The 15547-nt window shown below is 43.6% G+C and carries 14 protein-coding genes; 3 read left to right on the top strand and 11 right to left on the bottom strand.

Annotation, left to right across the window (positions count from 1 at the left end; translation table 11 throughout):
* Nucleotides 1–310: 310 nt before the first annotated feature.
* The 9 genes from PCC7418_RS08330 to PCC7418_RS08370 all read right to left on the bottom strand — a co-directional run bounded on the left by PCC7418_RS08330 (nucleotide 311) and on the right by PCC7418_RS08370 (nucleotide 9143).
* Nucleotides 311–1150 (bottom strand): hypothetical protein, encoded by an 840-nt coding sequence (locus PCC7418_RS08330; protein ID WP_150107042.1) that lies wholly within the window; start codon nucleotides 1148–1150, stop codon nucleotides 311–313.
* 19 nt (nucleotides 1151–1169) lie between these two features.
* A complete protein-coding gene (gene feoB / locus PCC7418_RS08335; RefSeq protein WP_015225731.1) occupies nucleotides 1170–3464 on the bottom strand; it encodes a Fe(2+) transporter permease subunit FeoB in 2295 nt (764 codons plus the stop codon).
* 12 nt (nucleotides 3465–3476) lie between these two features.
* On the bottom strand, nucleotides 3477–4058 hold the full coding sequence (locus tag PCC7418_RS08340) for a FeoA family protein (protein ID WP_015225732.1): 582 nt from the start codon (nucleotides 4056–4058) through the stop codon (nucleotides 3477–3479).
* 223 nt (nucleotides 4059–4281) lie between these two features.
* Nucleotides 4282–4833: a non-heme ferritin gene (gene ftnA / locus PCC7418_RS08345; RefSeq protein WP_015225733.1), complete on the bottom strand. Its 552-nt coding sequence runs from the start codon at nucleotides 4831–4833 to the stop codon at nucleotides 4282–4284.
* 122 nt (nucleotides 4834–4955) lie between these two features.
* Nucleotides 4956–5267, bottom strand: coding sequence for an NADH-quinone oxidoreductase subunit NuoK (nuoK, locus tag PCC7418_RS08350; protein WP_015225734.1), 312 nt, complete (start codon nucleotides 5265–5267; stop codon nucleotides 4956–4958).
* A gap of 21 nt (nucleotides 5268–5288) precedes the next feature.
* Entirely contained in the window at nucleotides 5289–5906 is a 618-nt protein-coding gene (locus tag PCC7418_RS08355) for an NADH-quinone oxidoreductase subunit J (protein ID WP_015225735.1), read from the bottom strand.
* 137 nt (nucleotides 5907–6043) lie between these two features.
* The gene (gene ndhI / locus PCC7418_RS08360; RefSeq protein WP_015225736.1) at nucleotides 6044–6673 is read right to left on the bottom strand and encodes an NAD(P)H-quinone oxidoreductase subunit I; all 630 of its coding nucleotides are present in this window, start codon (nucleotides 6671–6673) and stop codon (nucleotides 6044–6046) included.
* A 51-nt stretch (nucleotides 6674–6724) separates the two neighbouring features.
* Entirely contained in the window at nucleotides 6725–7843 is a 1119-nt protein-coding gene (gene nuoH, locus PCC7418_RS08365; protein ID WP_015225737.1) for an NADH-quinone oxidoreductase subunit NuoH, read from the bottom strand.
* Between the two features lie 163 nt (nucleotides 7844–8006).
* The gene (locus PCC7418_RS08370) at nucleotides 8007–9143 is read right to left on the bottom strand and encodes a citrate synthase (RefSeq protein ID WP_015225738.1); all 1137 of its coding nucleotides are present in this window, start codon (nucleotides 9141–9143) and stop codon (nucleotides 8007–8009) included.
* 170 nt (nucleotides 9144–9313) lie between these two features.
* Here PCC7418_RS08370 and PCC7418_RS08375 point away from each other — a divergent pair, with 170 nt between their 5' ends.
* A complete protein-coding gene (locus tag PCC7418_RS08375; protein WP_015225739.1) occupies nucleotides 9314–10192 on the top strand; it encodes a phosphatidate cytidylyltransferase in 879 nt (292 codons plus the stop codon).
* Nucleotides 10193–10223: 31 nt separating this feature from the next.
* Here the strand turns inward: PCC7418_RS08375 and PCC7418_RS08380 are convergent, their stop codons facing one another.
* Entirely contained in the window at nucleotides 10224–11663 is a 1440-nt protein-coding gene (locus PCC7418_RS08380; RefSeq protein ID WP_015225740.1) for an efflux RND transporter periplasmic adaptor subunit, read from the bottom strand.
* A 308-nt stretch (nucleotides 11664–11971) separates the two neighbouring features.
* Here PCC7418_RS08380 and PCC7418_RS08385 point away from each other — a divergent pair, with 308 nt between their 5' ends.
* The gene (locus tag PCC7418_RS08385) at nucleotides 11972–13864 is read left to right on the top strand and encodes a TrkA family potassium uptake protein (protein WP_015225741.1); all 1893 of its coding nucleotides are present in this window, start codon (nucleotides 11972–11974) and stop codon (nucleotides 13862–13864) included.
* Nucleotides 13865–13934: 70 nt separating this feature from the next.
* Here PCC7418_RS08385 and PCC7418_RS08390 read toward each other — a convergent pair whose 3' ends face one another.
* Complete coding sequence (locus PCC7418_RS08390) at nucleotides 13935–14192, bottom strand: hypothetical protein (protein ID WP_216086690.1); 258 nt, start codon at nucleotides 14190–14192, stop codon at nucleotides 13935–13937.
* Nucleotides 14193–14279: 87 nt separating this feature from the next.
* Here PCC7418_RS08390 and PCC7418_RS08395 point away from each other — a divergent pair, with 87 nt between their 5' ends.
* On the top strand, nucleotides 14280–15524 hold the full coding sequence (locus tag PCC7418_RS08395) for an FAD-dependent hydroxylase (protein WP_015225743.1): 1245 nt from the start codon (nucleotides 14280–14282) through the stop codon (nucleotides 15522–15524).
* The last annotated feature ends 23 nt before the right edge of the window (nucleotides 15525–15547 follow it).

The following is a 15547-nucleotide window of genomic DNA, read 5'->3' on the forward strand; positions in this document are numbered from 1 at the left end:
CTATAAACGAGGATATCATTATCAATAGCACAATTGCTTAATTTGAAACGCGATTAGATGCGAACAACATTATTAAATCACTCAATTGAGACAGAAATAATATGGAATCCACTTATGGTTGCTACATAAAACTGGTTTAATAATCCCCCATTAGCCCCCCTTTCTAAGGGGGTTGGGGGGATAGGTATGTCGCACACTTTTTTGTATTTCATATAATTCAAAACGCTTTCAGGACTTGTCCTGTCAATTTAAGGGGGAGAATGAAACAGCCCTGCCGAAGCGAAGGTCGGGGGATGAGCTTAAGTATGGTTTACCAATTATCCATACCAGTGATCAGTTCAAAAAATCCCGATCCTTCTTTGGAAAGAATCTTCAATATCCAAGGTGTCGGTTCACAAGATCTCGCCCATTGATCTTCTCGGGGTAACTTTGCGGTTAGCCAAGTCCATTGTGGATCTAAGAAGAACACAGGAACCAGAAATCGGTCGCTAATTTGACCTTGATCGTAGAGTCGTTTGAGGGCTTCTAGGCGATGTGCCCCTGTCCAAAGAAAAGTTTTTTGCTTCTGTTGGCGAATGACCTTGTCCTCATCTGGTATTTGATTGGCAATGAGAGGATAACCCTGCCAGCCTTCTGAGGCAATCTTGTCTTCTAATTGCTTAATTCTGGGTTCTGGGTTGCAACCAACTGGGAAATCTCGGTGAAATTCTCTGATCAATCGACACACAGGATACCAGCGCGATCGCTGCAACATTTCAGTGACGATCACTTCTGCTGTTTCTGCCCAACCTTCGGGAAGGGGCCCGGAAGCATTCATCAATCGTTCGCGACTAAACGAAACCTCTGTCTGCTTGAGGTAGGGATATTCTTCTCTGAAAGCCTGAAGCTGCCTAATTTTTTCTGCTTCTCGTTGTTGGCGCTGGTGACGGCGTTTTTCCATCTTCTGAAACCAGTTGCGACAAGCCTCAGATTCCCTGACTTCCCGAACGCGATCGATATCAAACAGTTTCACGGTGGGTTTTTTCTTGGAGTAGGGGTTTGGGGACTCCCGATCAGGTTTCCCCAAGAATTTTTTAATTGCGCCGTCAGTCCAGCCCTGTTCTTTCAGTTCGGTCTTAGTATAGTATTGTTTTTCTTGTCTCTCCATCATCTTTCCGAGGAGATTAAAGTTAGGCGTGTTTTCGTCTCAGGGGACGCGCCACCTTTAATCCTTGAATCGTCACGACCATCACCAACGTCAGCAAAATCACCCAACCCAGAGAAGAAACAGGATGTTGTTGCCAGGTTGCTACCTGATAGAATAACGTTGCCACCCAGTAGGCGAGTCCGGTTGTCCAACTAATCGTAAATAGTGTCCAACCCCAGTTTGTTTCTCGATAAATGGCTGCTGTTGCTGCCACACAGGGGAAATACAGCAGAACAAAGAGCAAATAAGCAAAAGCTGCTGCCTTGCCATTAAACCGTTGTGCCATTTCCCCAAAAGTACTGCTCGCCACGGCGGGTTCTGTAACGGTGCTATTACTAATATTAAGCCCTAAGGGATCGAGTAAAGTGCTGGGAAGTTCAGCAAGATTAGCGGGAATCGTCGCGATCGCTGCTTGCATCTGACCCCAAAATGCAAAGTCAGTTGATCCTGCATTCAAACTGGGATTAGCAGCAAGTTGCGTATAAAGATTATCTAGCGTTCCCACCATCGCTTCTTTCGCAAACATTCCCGTAAAAATGCCCACGGTTGCGGGCCAATTTTCTTGAGTGATGCCCATCGGCGAAAAAATCGGCGTAATCGCTTGACTGGTGGCACTCAAGACTGAGTTACCCGTGTTTTGGTTGCCAAAAGAACCATCAACCCCAACGGAGTTTAATAAGCCTAAGACCATGACCATCAGCACAATGACTTTTGCGCCTTTGGCAATAAAGGCTTGCAAACGTTCCCAAGTGCGAATGAGAACACCTCTGAAACGAGGAAGATGATACGGGGGAAGTTCCATAATAAAGGCAGAAGTTTGTCCCCGTAGCAAGGTTTGCTTCAGCACTAAGCCGGTAAAAACAGCCGCTAAAATCCCGATTAAATACAATCCAAAGACAACATTTTGTCCCCCCACGGGGAAAAACGCAGCAGCAAACAGGGCATAAATAGGCAAGCGTGCGCCACAGGAGATAAACGGGGTCATTACCGTTGTCAACACGCGATCGCGCGCATTATCTAGGGTTCGGGTTGCCATAATCGCTGGCACATTACAACCAAACCCCACCAGCATCGGTACAAACGATTTCCCTGGCAATCCCACAAACCGCATCAAGCGATCCATCACAAACGCAGCCCGAGACATATATCCTGAATCTTCCAAAACCGATAAAAACAGGAATAAAAAGCCAATCACAGGAATAAAAGTGGCTACGGTTTGGATTCCACCGCCAGCCCCATCTGCAAGCAGTGCAATCAACCAACCGGGTGCATTCACATTTGACAGTAGCACTCGCATCCCATCGACAAAAATTGTACCCGCAGCAATATCAAAAAAGTCGATAAATGCCCCACTCACATTAATCGTAAATAGGAACATCAGATACATCACGCCCAAAAAGATCGGAATCCCTAACCACCGATTGAGGATAATGTGATCAATCTGATCAGATCGCGTTTTTGCCAGTTCTCGCTGATTCTCGGTTGCACTCTGGACAATATGCTGAACAAAACCATAGCGACTGTCAGCGATAATAATATCTAAATCTTCCCCCAGTCTTTGATGAATGTGGCGACGCTGTTCAGCTATTTTAGTCACTAATTCTGGAGTGCTTAACTCTGGCGCAACCTGATCGTCATACGCCAAAAGATTCAGGGTAATCCAACGGGGATTAACCACGCGATGCTTTGCATGATCCGCCACCCAAGGAACCAGTTCTCGCAGCGCCTCTTCTACGGCTGCGGGATAGGGAATCATCTGTAGGGATTGGGGTTTTTGTAGGGCTTCCTCAATGGCAGCTTTCAGGGTGGGGAGAGCTTGGGATTGCGTGGCGACTAAAGGCACAACCGAACAACCCAGACGTTGCGATAAGGCGGTTGCATCCACCTTCAGCCCCCGCTTCCTTGCCACATCCATCATATTCAAAACGACAATCAACGGAACACCCATTTCCATTAATTGTGCAGAGAGATACAGATTGCGTTCGAGATTCGCGCTATCAACAATATTGACAATTAAGTCTGCTTCTTCAGCGAGCAGATAATCCCGAGCCACCCGTTCATCCAATCCCGTATCCGCTTCGGTAATATCGAGAGAATAAACCCCTGGTAAGTCAACAATGGTAATCTCTTGTCCGTTATGTTGATAAGCTCCCACTTTCCGATCAACGGTCACCCCAGGCCAATTTCCCGTCCGTTGATTGGTTCCGGTTAAGGCATTAAATAAAGTCGTTTTCCCACAGTTCGGATTCCCAATTAATCCGATGGTTGGTTTGCTCATGCTTACTTCCTTTTATGACTCAACTTCCTCAACCAGCAATCCCGCGGCTTCTTGACGACGAAGACTGAGATGAAAGCCACGCACGGTAATCGCGATCGGATCGCCTAAAGGCGCAACTCGGGTCACTGTGAAACGCGCCCCTGGGGTTAGCCCCATCGAAAGCAATTTCCCTTTATATTCTCTGGCTGCTTGAGTATAACTCACCACTTTCCCCATCGCGCCTACAGATAAGTCATTGAGGGACATTTTCGTCTCACTCTCTTTTTCTTCCATTAATGATGGGTTTAACTCCATCACCATTAAATCTTGAGCTAGCCCTGCACCAATACTGAGACGCATTTCTCCCATACTCACCAAAACTGAGCCACTGTTTTGCACGTTGAGAATGGTTAAAACATCCCCTGGACTGAGTCCTCGGTTAAGCAAGCGTTGGACTCGACGATCGCGCACCCCCATTAAGCGCACCTGCTGACCTGACTGGACTTCGGTTAAAGGAAATCCTTGAGACCCATCAACCGCGCGATCGTTACCAAAAGATTGTTTTCTCCCGTGTCGGTGCTGCTTCTGTTTAAAGTGAGGGCGTTGAAATTTCATAGGTTTTAACGGATTGATCGTGAATTGTCTATTACAAAAGATTCTCAACTAGTTGTAATTAAAGTTTACTCATTCATAGAAGATATTAATTTGCAATTGTAACAAATTTTAACTGTATAGACATATATTTGTTTTTTGGTCTCCTTGTTTCACAAAAAAACAAGGGATTAATCCCTTGTCCTTACAGGAAAATTTGATTGCTAATTTGTCATGACATTCTTAATTAAGCCGTTCCCACGTCACCATTTTGTGCCGTTGTCATTGCAGTAGATTCTTGTGTTTTTTGCGTCAACATCTGTCCCACTTCTCGATCAATGAAAAAGATTCCTTGTCCTTGGGTACCAATCATTTCAATCTTGTCGAGAATACTCTTGAATAAAAATTCTTCCTGATGTTGTTCAGCAACATACCACTGTAAAAACTGAAGCGTTGCGTAATCTTTTTCCGTGGAAGCCTGATGGACTAACTCATTAATTTTTGCAGTCACTAACTGTTCATGATGGAAGGTTTTTTCAAAGACATCTTTCACGGATTCAAATTGAGTCGGTGGGGCATCAATTTGCCCTAAAATTGCTAAACCTCCTGTCTCATTAACATAAGCTAAGAGTTTCTGCATGTGCATTCTTTCTTCGTTTGCGTGTTCATTGAGAAACTCAGCACAACCATCTAAGCCCTTAAATGCACACCAAGAACTCATTTGCAAGTATAAGTTCGAGGAATACATCTCCCAGTTAATTTGTTTGTTTAGGGCATCTGTCATGGATTGAGATAACATAAATTGAACCTCATTTTTTAATACAAAGGGGACGATGAAACCAAAGAGGCTACTGATTTGAGTAGCCTCTGATTTCAGAATAATATTCGGTGGTTCTGATGGCTTTTAGGAGAAGAGAACTGTTACCACTTCAGTAAATTAAACCGTTCCATATCGACGGTATTGCGGTTGCGGTAAATGGCAAGAATAATCGCCAAACCAACGGCTGATTCTGCTGCTGCAACAATAATCACAAAAACAGAAAAGACTTGACCTTTGATCTCAACGGGGTCAACAAAACTAGAAAAGCCAATTAAGTTTAAATTTACCGCATTCAGTAACAATTCAATCGACATCAATACACGAACCACATTGCGACTGGTCACTAAGCCATAAATGCCAATGCAAAATAAACCAGCAGCAAGAATTAAGTAATATTCTAATTGTAATTCCATCGTTTATTCCTGATTCTTAACTTAATTTTCAGATTGATCTTGTCCCACAGAAATGAGTTCTCGGGGACGTTCTTGCAGTTGATAGGCTTCCGTTTGCGCTAAATCGGGCTGTTTTTCTTCGGGAATTAAATCGCGACGGGCAAGAATAATCGCGCCTACCATAGTAATTAATAAAAGAACAGAGGCCAGTTCAAAGGGTAAGAGGTAATCACTAAAGAAATGTTTGCCAATTTTAATAATTGAGCCATCGGTGACCACGCCTGCGCGATCGGCAATGGACCAAGGGGTAGAAATCGCCATTGTTCCCAATAAAGCAAATAAACCAATACAAACTAAAGCCGTTGCCACACTGCGAATCCAACTGCGACTAATGGCAGGAAAGGTTTCTTTTTTGTTGACCAGCATAATGGCAAATAAAATTAAAACATTGACCGCACCGACATAAACTAAGATTTGAGAGGCTGCGACAAATTCCGCATTCAGTAATAAATATAGCCCTGAAATACTAATAAAAACCCCACCTAATAAAAAGGCAGAATAGACGATGTTTCTAAGGAGGACAACTCCTAAAGCAGCAGCAAACATCATCGTTGCTAAAACGAGAAACGATACAAATTGAACGCCTTGTGCTAAATCCACGATTACTTTCCTTAAATTCTTGATTTTTGAAAGCGACTACAAGAGATTACGCCTTCTATAGAAGAAGGCGCGTTTTCTCATTCTAATGAGGGATTACAATTAGTTGACTATCAACCTCATTTCTGTGTTTTTGCCAGTTAATTTTTACTGGCTTCTTCTTTCTTGTCTTCTTCTTGTTGATCTTGAAGTTCCTCAAGAATGTCTTGGGGATAACGACCCGCCCGCAATGATCCTTCTGGTAAATCATGGGGATCGCTCACTCCTTTCGGGAGATAAGCAAACTCTCTAAGCGGAGTCACCATTGGATCTTGAGTCACTTTATAGGGAATGCGCCCCATGGCAACATTATCATAGTTGAGTTCGTGACGATCAAAGCTGGCGAGTTCGTAATCTTCTGTCATGGAGATGCAGTTGGTGGGACAATATTCCACACAATTGCCACAGAAAATGCAAACGCCGAAGTCGATACTATAGTGTTTGAGTTTTTTCTGTTTTTTCTTACCGACTTTTTCAAACTCCCAATCAACAACGGGGAGATTAATCGGACAAACGCGAACGCAAACTTCACAGGAGATACACTTATCAAATTCAAAGTGAATTCGACCGCGATAGCGTTCTGATGGAATCACTTTTTCGTAGGGATATTGAACGGTAACGGGACGACGGCGTAGGTGGTCAAAGGTTACCGATAACCCTTGACCAATATATTTTGCCGATTGCCAAGACGTTTTCGCGTAGTCACCGACTTGTTTGAGAATGTTAAACATAAGTCTTGTTATTGTTGCTTCAGATGGTGTTGGCAGACAGAAACAAAGCGATTAACCGCCAAAGAAAGCTGGAAAAGCAAGTTTTAGCCCTGCGGTGAGCAGTAAATTAACCAGTGATACTGGGAGGAGGAATTTCCAGCCTAAATCAAGGAGTTGGTCAATGCGAACCCGGGGAACCGTCCAACGGAGTAAGACGGCGATAAAGACTAAAAAGTAAGCCTTAACGAGAGTCATGGTAATCCCGAGAGAAGCGGTTAAGACTTGTAACCATGGTGTATCTTGACTGACTCCAAGCCAATCTGCCATTTGACTGAGGGGAACGGGAAATTCCCAACCACCGAGGTAGAGAATGGCAAATAACAGGGCGGAGAGAACCAGATTCACGTAAGAACCGAGATAGAACAGGGCAAATTTCATCCCTGAGTATTCGGTTTGATACCCTGCAACCAGTTCTTCTTCTGCTTCGGGTAGGTCAAAGGGAAGGCGTTCACATTCAGCAAGGGCAGCAATCCAGAAAATGAGAAATCCTGCGGGTTGTCGCCACACATTCCAGCCTAAGATCCCATAGCCTGCTTGTTGTTCCACAATATCAATCGTGCTGAGGCTATTAGACATCATCACGATCGCGAGGACAGAAAGGGCAAGGGGGATTTCGTAGCTAATGGATTGTGCAGCAGCCCTCAGTCCGCCAATGAGGGAGTATTTATTATTAGACGCATACCCCGCCATCAGCAAGCCAATGGGGGCAATACTAGAAAGGGCAATCCAGAGGAAGATTCCCATTCCCAAGTCTGTGATGATCAGGTTTTGACCAAAGGGAACGATTAAAAAGGATAAAAATACTGGAATCACGACCAGAACTGGCCCTAACGTAAATAGCAGGGGATCAGATTTCGCTGGGGTGATGTCTTCTTTAAAGACGAGTTTAATCCCATCAGCAACAGGCTGTAAAACCCCTAAAGGACCTGCATATTCGGGGCCAATGCGCTGTTGGGCAGCAGCAGAAATTTTCCGTTCTAACCAAACGGTGACTAATACACCAACGGTTGCTGCAATAATCATTAAAAACATCGGTAAGGGCATCCACAGGGCTTTTGCTGCCCCTGGCGGAACCCCAAAGGTTTTTAGTGATTCAATAAAACTTGTTCGGAGATCAATTCCTGAATTCATGCGTTTTGCGGATTCATTTTACATTATGATTGAGATTAATCGGGTAATAGATTGTCCCCAAAAATTAATCACTTTTAATTAAGATTTGTTTCCTACCGACCAGTATATCGTTCTTACGGTCAACTCCTAGAGGGAAAACGGATGATTCTGCTTATCGGTGCGATTACCGTTTCTCAATTGGGACATAAGAGCGATTGTGTTCGCCGACATAATCTTGTGTCGGTCGGAAGATGCGGTTCACCGCTAATTGTTCTTTCCAATGGGCTAACCATCCCGCAACGCGAGCAATGGCAAAAATGGGGGTAAATAAATCAGTGGGGATGCCCAAATGGCGATAGACTAAGCCTGAGTAAAAATCAACATTGGCATAGATGCCTTTATGACCCAGTTTTTCTTCGATCACTCGCTCTAATTCTAGGGCAATAAAGTAGTATTGGTCATAGCCAACATTTTCAAAGAGTTTTTCTGCTAGTTCCTGTAAGATAACGGCTCTGGGGTCTTTAACTTTATAAACGCGATGACCAAAGCCCATAATTTTTTGTTTGTTTTCAATTGCGCTTTCCACATAAGGACGGACATTTTCCACCGAACCAATTTCTTCTAACATGGCAATCACTTCTTCATTTGCGCCACCATGAAGCGGACCGGCTAGCGTTCCCACCGCAGAAGCCATCACCGCATAAGGATCGGTAAGGGTGGATGCTGTCACCATCGCCGAAAACGTAGAAGCGTTAATGGTATGTTCGGCATGAAGGGTTAAACAAACATCAAACACCCGCGCTGCAAACGGATCAGGCTCACGCTCGGTGAGCATATACAAAAAATTATTCGCATAATCGAGATCATCTCGCGGTTGCACGGGATCATTCCCTTTCCGCATCAACTGAAACGCAGCGACCATAGTCGGAATTTTCGCGAGGAGACGAACCACTGCTTCTCGAATATACTCTGGGTTATCAAGGGCGCGACGGGAGTAGAATAACCCTAACGCTGCTGCTGAGGCTTGTAGCGCATCCATGGGATGTCCCGATTCAGGGAAACACTTCATCATGTCCCGAATCCGATATTTAATTCGGCGATGATAGCGCACTTCCTGTTGAAAGCTCTCTAATTCTGCTGGTGAGGGTAATTGCCCCCAAATGAGGAGATAAGCCGTTTCCAAGAAATTACTGTGGGTTGCGAGTTCTTCAATACGAATTCCTCGATACTCTAAAATCCCTTCCGCACCATTAACATAACTGATTGCAGAGCGGGCTGCTGGAATTCCTTCTAAACCAGGTTGGTACTCGCAGACTTTCATAGACAATTACCTTTCTTCAAACAGATTCTGAAAATAATTTATCGCAAAATTGCGGGTTATCGTTGAATTGATTCCTTGTGCAATCCGTCAATTGTTACGAAAATTTTAGATAATAGAGAAATATCTCTTTACTTGGGAAAACACGCTTAACCCTTTTTGGAATCTCTTTTATGTCTTGGAGTCGCCTTATTAGTGCTATTATCGCCATCACAGTCGCCCTCGGAATGATTATCTTGGGCGGATGGTATTTTACGATCGGATTTTGTGTGATTGTCTTTTTAGGGCAACTCGAGTATTTTCAGTTAGTGCGGGCAAAAGGCATTGCACCGGCGGCGAAGACGACATTGGTTGTTTCCCAGTTACTCTTGATTACCCCCGCGATCGCGCCCAACTTAACGGATGCGATGTTTCCAGTTGCGGGAAGTCTCATCTGCTTTTACTTGCTGTTTCTCCCCAAATTATCTACAATTGCTGACATTGCCACCTCTCTGCTCGGGCTGTTTTATGGCGGTTATTTACCCAGCTATTGGATTCGGCTGCGGGTCGGCATGGATCAGGATGTAGAAACCATTTTACCGTTTAACGGTTATTGGCCCGAGTCTTGGTTAGATTTAGCCAGTTGTCCCCGAGGACTGACCTTAACTTTTCTCGCCTTTGGTTGTATTTGGGCTGCGGATATCGGCGCGTATGTGATGGGTAAATTTTTAGGGAAAACGCGGTTGTCTGACATTAGCCCGAAAAAAACAGTGGAAGGGGCAATTTTTGGCTTTCTCGGCAGCATCATCGTCGCGGTTTGGGGAGCATGGTATCTAGACTGGAATTTGTGGTGGATCAGTGGTTTGTGTTTAGGGGTGATGATTGGGGTGAGCAGCCTGTTAGGGGATTTAACGGAGTCGATGATTAAGCGGGATGCTGGGGTGAAAGACTCGGGACAATTAATTCCTGGACATGGGGGAATTTTAGATCGCACGGATAGTTATGTGTTTACTGCACCGTTGGTGTATTATTTTGTCACCCTGTTATTACCGTTGTTGGATATGACCGTTTGAGTAGTGACCAGAATCTCGCGCGATGGGAGTGTCAAGAGTTTTCTAGTTGAGTTTGTCTTCTTAATTCTTCTGGTAAATCAATAAACACGCGATCGCGCTCATCTAAGCCCTCTAAAACCTGAGTTTGGTTTTCAATGGTTAAGCCTAAGGTCACGGGTTGAAATTCTGCTTCCTCTTCCTCGTTAACGACAATCACGCCTGTTTCTCCTTCACGAGTGACCACCGCAACCGTTGGGATGACAAGGGTTTCAGTAAGTTCTTCCCCTAAAAACGTCACATCCACATTCATTCCCGAGCGTAGTTGCTCTAACCCCGACTGCAACTCAATTCTCACTTCAAAGGAGGTTACATTTTGCTCAACCACTGCTTCGGGGGCGATTAATTTGACTCTTCCCCGAAAAACTTCTTTAGGAAACGCATCTGGTCTAACTGCAACGGCTTGACCTTTCTTTAACTGAGTGACATCCACTTCCGGGACTCTCGCCAGAATTTCTAAACCTTCAGCTAGGGCAATAATAGAGGTAGAGGTTGCAGCAGCGGTGCTAGAAGCAGAGGTGGTCGGTGTAACAAACGCGCCTTCTGTGGCGTATTTTTGGGTGATAATTCCTGCAAATGGAGCTTTGACAGTGGTATCTTCAAATTGAATTTGCGCTTCCCGAAACTGGGCTTTTGCAGCGTTAACCGCAGCTTCTAAACGATCAATTTCTTCTTTCCGTGTTCCCCGTTCTAATTGTTGCAGATTGGCTCTGGCTTGGGCGACTTCTGCTTCTAAGCGTTGGACTTCAGGGCGATCTGTTTTTTGCGCTTGTTGGAGGCGTTTTCGGGCTTCGGCGAGGGTTGCTTGGGCGCTGCGATATTCATTTTCCACCTCATCAAAGCGATCTTGCGCGATCGCGCCTTCTGTTAATAACCTTCGATTCCGATCAAGGCGATCTTGAGCCAGATCAAACCGAGATTGTGCCGACTCCACCTGAAACTGAATTTGAGCGATATTTTCGGGAATCCTGGCTTTTGCTTCGGCGAGACGGGCTTTTGCTTGTTCTAAACCTGCTCTGGCTTGTTCAATCTCTTCAATGCGCGATCCTGCTTTTGCTTCGGCGAGACGGGCTTGAGCTTCTGCGAGATTACTTTGTGCGCGATCGAGTTGGGCTTGAAATTGATCATTTTCCATCACCGCAATGGCTTGACCTTTCTCCACGCGATCGCCTTGTTCCACATACAGGGCTTCTAAACGTCCTGCTGTTTTCGGGCTAATATTAACACTTTGAACCGGTCGCACTGTACCACTCGCTTCAATCGTCACTTGTAAATTAGTTTGTTTGACGGGAACCGTTAACGCTTCCCAATTGTATTCTTGCTTGTTGCGACTCAAGACATAAACACTTGTTCCGACGGTAAACGTTCCCACAGCAAGGATTCCCACAACCCAACGCACTGGATGCTGAACTTTACCCATTCCAGGTAACTGCATAGACTTAACTGATCATGTTAATTGATAGTGATATAGCACTTCCCAATCTCATGAGGTACATTCTAAATTTTGGTTCTTTGTTCTTTGTTCTTTGTTCTTCGTTCTTTGTTATTTTTTGGTTGTTAATCAATGAACCATGAACCATGAACCATGAACATCCACCGACTCGCATTACGTACCTCAACCAACTAGGAAACGCTATACCTTGAATTTATCTTAAATACAATTTTTCTGAATCCGCCTCTTTGCGGAAATTAATCTGATAATGTTTGCTAAATTTTGATTGAATCGTAACTGAGACAACTCCGATGACAAATCCTCCTTGGCGCGAACGATTAAGATATGCTTTTGATAATCTTCTTTCGAGAGGATCGATTGCTTTACTGGGTTGGCTGATTGTTATTGGTGGCGTGGTTGTCCTGAGTGTTTCTTTTATTACTTGGGAAAGTGGTTATGCGTCTCAACCCACCCTAGCGGATCAGATTTGGACGTTTTTAGTTACTACCTTAATTTCTTGGGATCCCACAGAAGGATTACCCTGGCCCACGCGAGTGAGTATGCTCATTTTAATTCTCTTTAATTTATTTACAGTCAGTATTATTATCGGGTTGATTGTTGCGGGAATTGAAGGGAAACTTTATCAACTGCGTCGTGGACGATCGCAAGTTTTAGAATCGGATCATATTGTTATTTTAGGTTGGTCCACACAAGTCTTTCCTATTCTGTCCGAATTATTATTAATTGATGACGACCGTGTTCCAGTTACGGTAGTTATTCTCGGGGATAAAGATAAAGTTGAAATGGAAGAAGAAGTGCGAACACGCATCCGCAAAAATCGTCGCATTCGGGTGATTTGTCGTCAAGGAATTGCGACAGACTTAATTGACTTAAAAATTACCAATTTAGATTTTGCCAAATCCATTATCATTCTTCCTCCTGAACAAAATAGTAATCCTGACACCAGTGTTATTAAAACTCTTTTAGCTCTTTCTAATAACCCAGAACGTCGCAATGAACCTTATCGCATTGTCACTGAAATTCAAAACCCGAAAAACTTACAAATTGCAGAAACAGTGGGCAAAGATCGGGTTGAGTTTGTGCTAACTGGTGATTTTATTGCCCGTATTATTGCCCAAATTTGCCGTCAACCAGGTTTATCGAGAGTGTATTTAGAACTGCTATCTTTTGCGGGAAATGAAATTTATTTTGACCCCGTTACTACCCTAGTCGGGGAAACGTTTTCAGAAAGTATCTTTGCTTATGAAAACGCGATCGTTATTGGATATCGTCCTGAAAATGGCAATCCTTGTTTAAAACCTTCTCCCCATACAATTTTAAGAGAAGGCGATGAAATGATTGTGATTGCTGATAATTATCGCCAGATTAAATTTTGGGACAATCGAGAACGAATTAAGTTTGCAGAACCGTCTTTAAGTAATAAAACTGTTGGCAAAAAACCAGAGAAGTTTCTCATTTTAGGTTGGAATGAACAAGCGGAAACCATTATTCAGAAACTGGATGCTTATGTTTGTTTTGGATCAGTGGCAACAGTGATTGCAGAAGACAACACGATCGCGCAAGAAACGAATCCCAAGTTACAACACTTAGAACATTTAAGCGTTTTGTTTCAAACAGGAGATATTACCGATCGCCAACTTTTAAATCGTCTCCCGTTACAAGTCATTGATCATATTATTCTCCTCGCTTATTCTGATAATTTAGATGCAGAAGAAGCAGACGGAATCACCTTAACCTCTCTTCTTCATCTACGACAAATTGCCAAAGAAGGGGGTTATCATTTTTCGATTACCAGTGAGATGATGGATAGTCGGAATCAACAGTTAGCAACGATCGCGCAGGTAGATGATTTTATTGTCAGCGATCGCCTCACCAGTTTAATGATTTCTCAAATTGCAGAAAATCCTTTATGTAGTGATGTGATTAACGAATTATTAGAACCCAACGGCTGTGAAATTTACTTAAAACCGATTTCTAATTATATTCAACTCCATGAACCCGTTTCGTTTTACACTTTAATGAAAGCAGCCCAGAAAAAGCGAGAAATTGCGATTGGTTATCGCTGTTCTCATGCGGGAACAAAAGAATTTCAAGGCTATGGCATTGTTTTAAATCCACCAAAATTAAAAAAAATTCGATTTAGTGAGCGCGATCGATTAATTGTGATTGGTGAAGATTTTTAATCAAGAGAAATTAAAAATTCCTTTCTTTTCCTAAAGTCTAGAATTATCAAAAACCAAGCTGGATATTGATTTATGATGGCCATAAGAGTTGAGGGAGTTCCCTGATTTGTTGCCATACCTCTTCGGGCATAATTGTAAAAAATATTCTTAAAATCACTAAGATCATTAAAATTTGGAAAGCTGTGTTGAAGCCAATGACAACCATTTTCAAGGCTGCTTTCACCGCGAGCCAAATGATGATCAATGCAGCAATGATCAAAATCCATTCCATATTCATAAAAGTTATTTTTGCTGATTGCTTACTGGTTACTAATTCTGATCTAGACATTAAGAAATGGGAAAATGTTGATCCCAATCGACCTTTCACGCCACAATAAAGAGGTAAACATATATTAAGAACATTAGATCATCAGTCATGGCGTTAGACTCATTAACCCAGACTTCAGGAAGTGCTTCCCAAAACTTAGACTACGATGTGGTCATTGTCGGAGGTAACATTACAGGCTTAACTTTAGCGCTGACGTTACAACAGAGTAACTTACGCATCGCGATCGCAGAAGCCACCCCCTTAGAAGTCGCAGCCAGTCGCGATCGCGCTTATGCGATTTCTGTTCTTTCTGGGCGTATTTTTAACGGTTTAGGGGTTTGGGATGATATCTTGCCGAAAATTGGTAAATTTCGCCATATTCGTCTCAGTGATGGTGATTTTCCCCATGTGGTTGGTTTTGAAACCGAAGATATTAACAGCGAGTATGTGGGGTATGCTGCGGAACATCATATCCTTCATCACGGGTTACACCAGCGACTCAAAGATAGTAAAAATCTCGACTGGTTTTGTCCCGCTAAGGTGGAAACCATAACTTACCATGATTATGGGGTTAATATTACCCTAGATCAAGAAGGGACACGAGAAACCATTACCACTGGTTTAATTGTCGGTGCAGATGGAGCGCGATCGCGCGTCCGAGAAAGTGCTAACATCAAGACGATGGGCTGGAAATATTGGCAATCTTGTGTAACCACTGTTTTTCGCCACAGCACACAGCCCAATGATACCGCCTTTGAACGCTTTTGGCACACAGGACCGATGGGAATCTTGCCCTTACCAGGTAATCGCTGTCAAGTGGTTTGGACAGCCCCTCACGCAGAAGCGCAACGTCTGAAAGAAATGGATGAGAAACAGTTTGTGGAAAAACTGACTCAGCGAACAGGCGGGTTATTAGAAGACATTGAACTGCTCAAAGATCGGCTGGTATTTCCGGTTCAACTCATGCAAAGCAATCATTATGTGTTACCGCATCTGGCTTTAGTTGGGGATGCAGCCCATCGTTGTCATCCCGTTGGCGGACAGGGTTTAAACTTGGGAATCAGAGATGCAGCAGTTTTAGGAGAAATTTTACAACAAGCGCCTCCTGAGGAAATGGGTGAGATTAAGGTGTTAAAGCGATATGAAAAGTGGCGTAAAACTGAAAATCTTGCGATTTTAGGGGTTACTGATTTGCTCGATCGCAGCTTCTCTAATCAATTTTTACCCATGGTCTTGAGTCGTCGCACAGGAATCTGGATGATGGAAAAGATTCCTCCTCTGAAGCAATTTGCCCTAGAAATTATGACGGGATTAAAAGGTAAAACACCAGCACTTGCAACAGTTAAAAAGTAAACGTTTGGGAAAATGAACGAGGT

This window comes from Halothece sp. PCC 7418, assembly GCF_000317635.1.
Lineage (GTDB): Bacteria > Cyanobacteriota > Cyanobacteriia > Cyanobacteriales > Rubidibacteraceae > Halothece.

What these genes read in the sequence shown, in the direction of transcription:
- PCC7418_RS08330 (WP_150107042.1), bottom strand. Translation starts at nt 1,150, where the DNA reads ATGATGGAGAGACAAGAAAAACAATACTATACTAAGACCGAACTGAAA.
- feoB (WP_015225731.1), bottom strand. Translation starts at nt 3,464, where the DNA reads ATGAGCAAACCAACCATCGGATTAATTGGGAATCCGAACTGTGGGAAA.
- PCC7418_RS08340 (WP_015225732.1), bottom strand. Translation starts at nt 4,058, where the DNA reads ATGAAATTTCAACGCCCTCACTTTAAACAGAAGCAGCACCGACACGGG.
- ftnA (WP_015225733.1), bottom strand. Translation starts at nt 4,833, where the DNA reads ATGTTATCTCAATCCATGACAGATGCCCTAAACAAACAAATTAACTGG.
- nuoK (WP_015225734.1), bottom strand. Translation starts at nt 5,267, where the DNA reads ATGGAATTACAATTAGAATATTACTTAATTCTTGCTGCTGGTTTATTT.
- ndhI (WP_015225736.1), bottom strand. Translation starts at nt 6,673, where the DNA reads ATGTTTAACATTCTCAAACAAGTCGGTGACTACGCGAAAACGTCTTGG.
- nuoH (WP_015225737.1), bottom strand. Translation starts at nt 7,843, where the DNA reads ATGAATTCAGGAATTGATCTCCGAACAAGTTTTATTGAATCACTAAAA.
- PCC7418_RS08370 (WP_015225738.1), bottom strand. Translation starts at nt 9,143, where the DNA reads ATGAAAGTCTGCGAGTACCAACCTGGTTTAGAAGGAATTCCAGCAGCC.
- PCC7418_RS08375 (WP_015225739.1), top strand. Translation starts at nt 9,314, where the DNA reads ATGTCTTGGAGTCGCCTTATTAGTGCTATTATCGCCATCACAGTCGCC.
- PCC7418_RS08380 (WP_015225740.1), bottom strand. Translation starts at nt 11,663, where the DNA reads ATGCAGTTACCTGGAATGGGTAAAGTTCAGCATCCAGTGCGTTGGGTT.
- PCC7418_RS08385 (WP_015225741.1), top strand. Translation starts at nt 11,972, where the DNA reads ATGACAAATCCTCCTTGGCGCGAACGATTAAGATATGCTTTTGATAAT.
- PCC7418_RS08390 (WP_216086690.1), bottom strand. Translation starts at nt 14,192, where the DNA reads ATGTCTAGATCAGAATTAGTAACCAGTAAGCAATCAGCAAAAATAACT.
- PCC7418_RS08395 (WP_015225743.1), top strand. Translation starts at nt 14,280, where the DNA reads ATGGCGTTAGACTCATTAACCCAGACTTCAGGAAGTGCTTCCCAAAAC.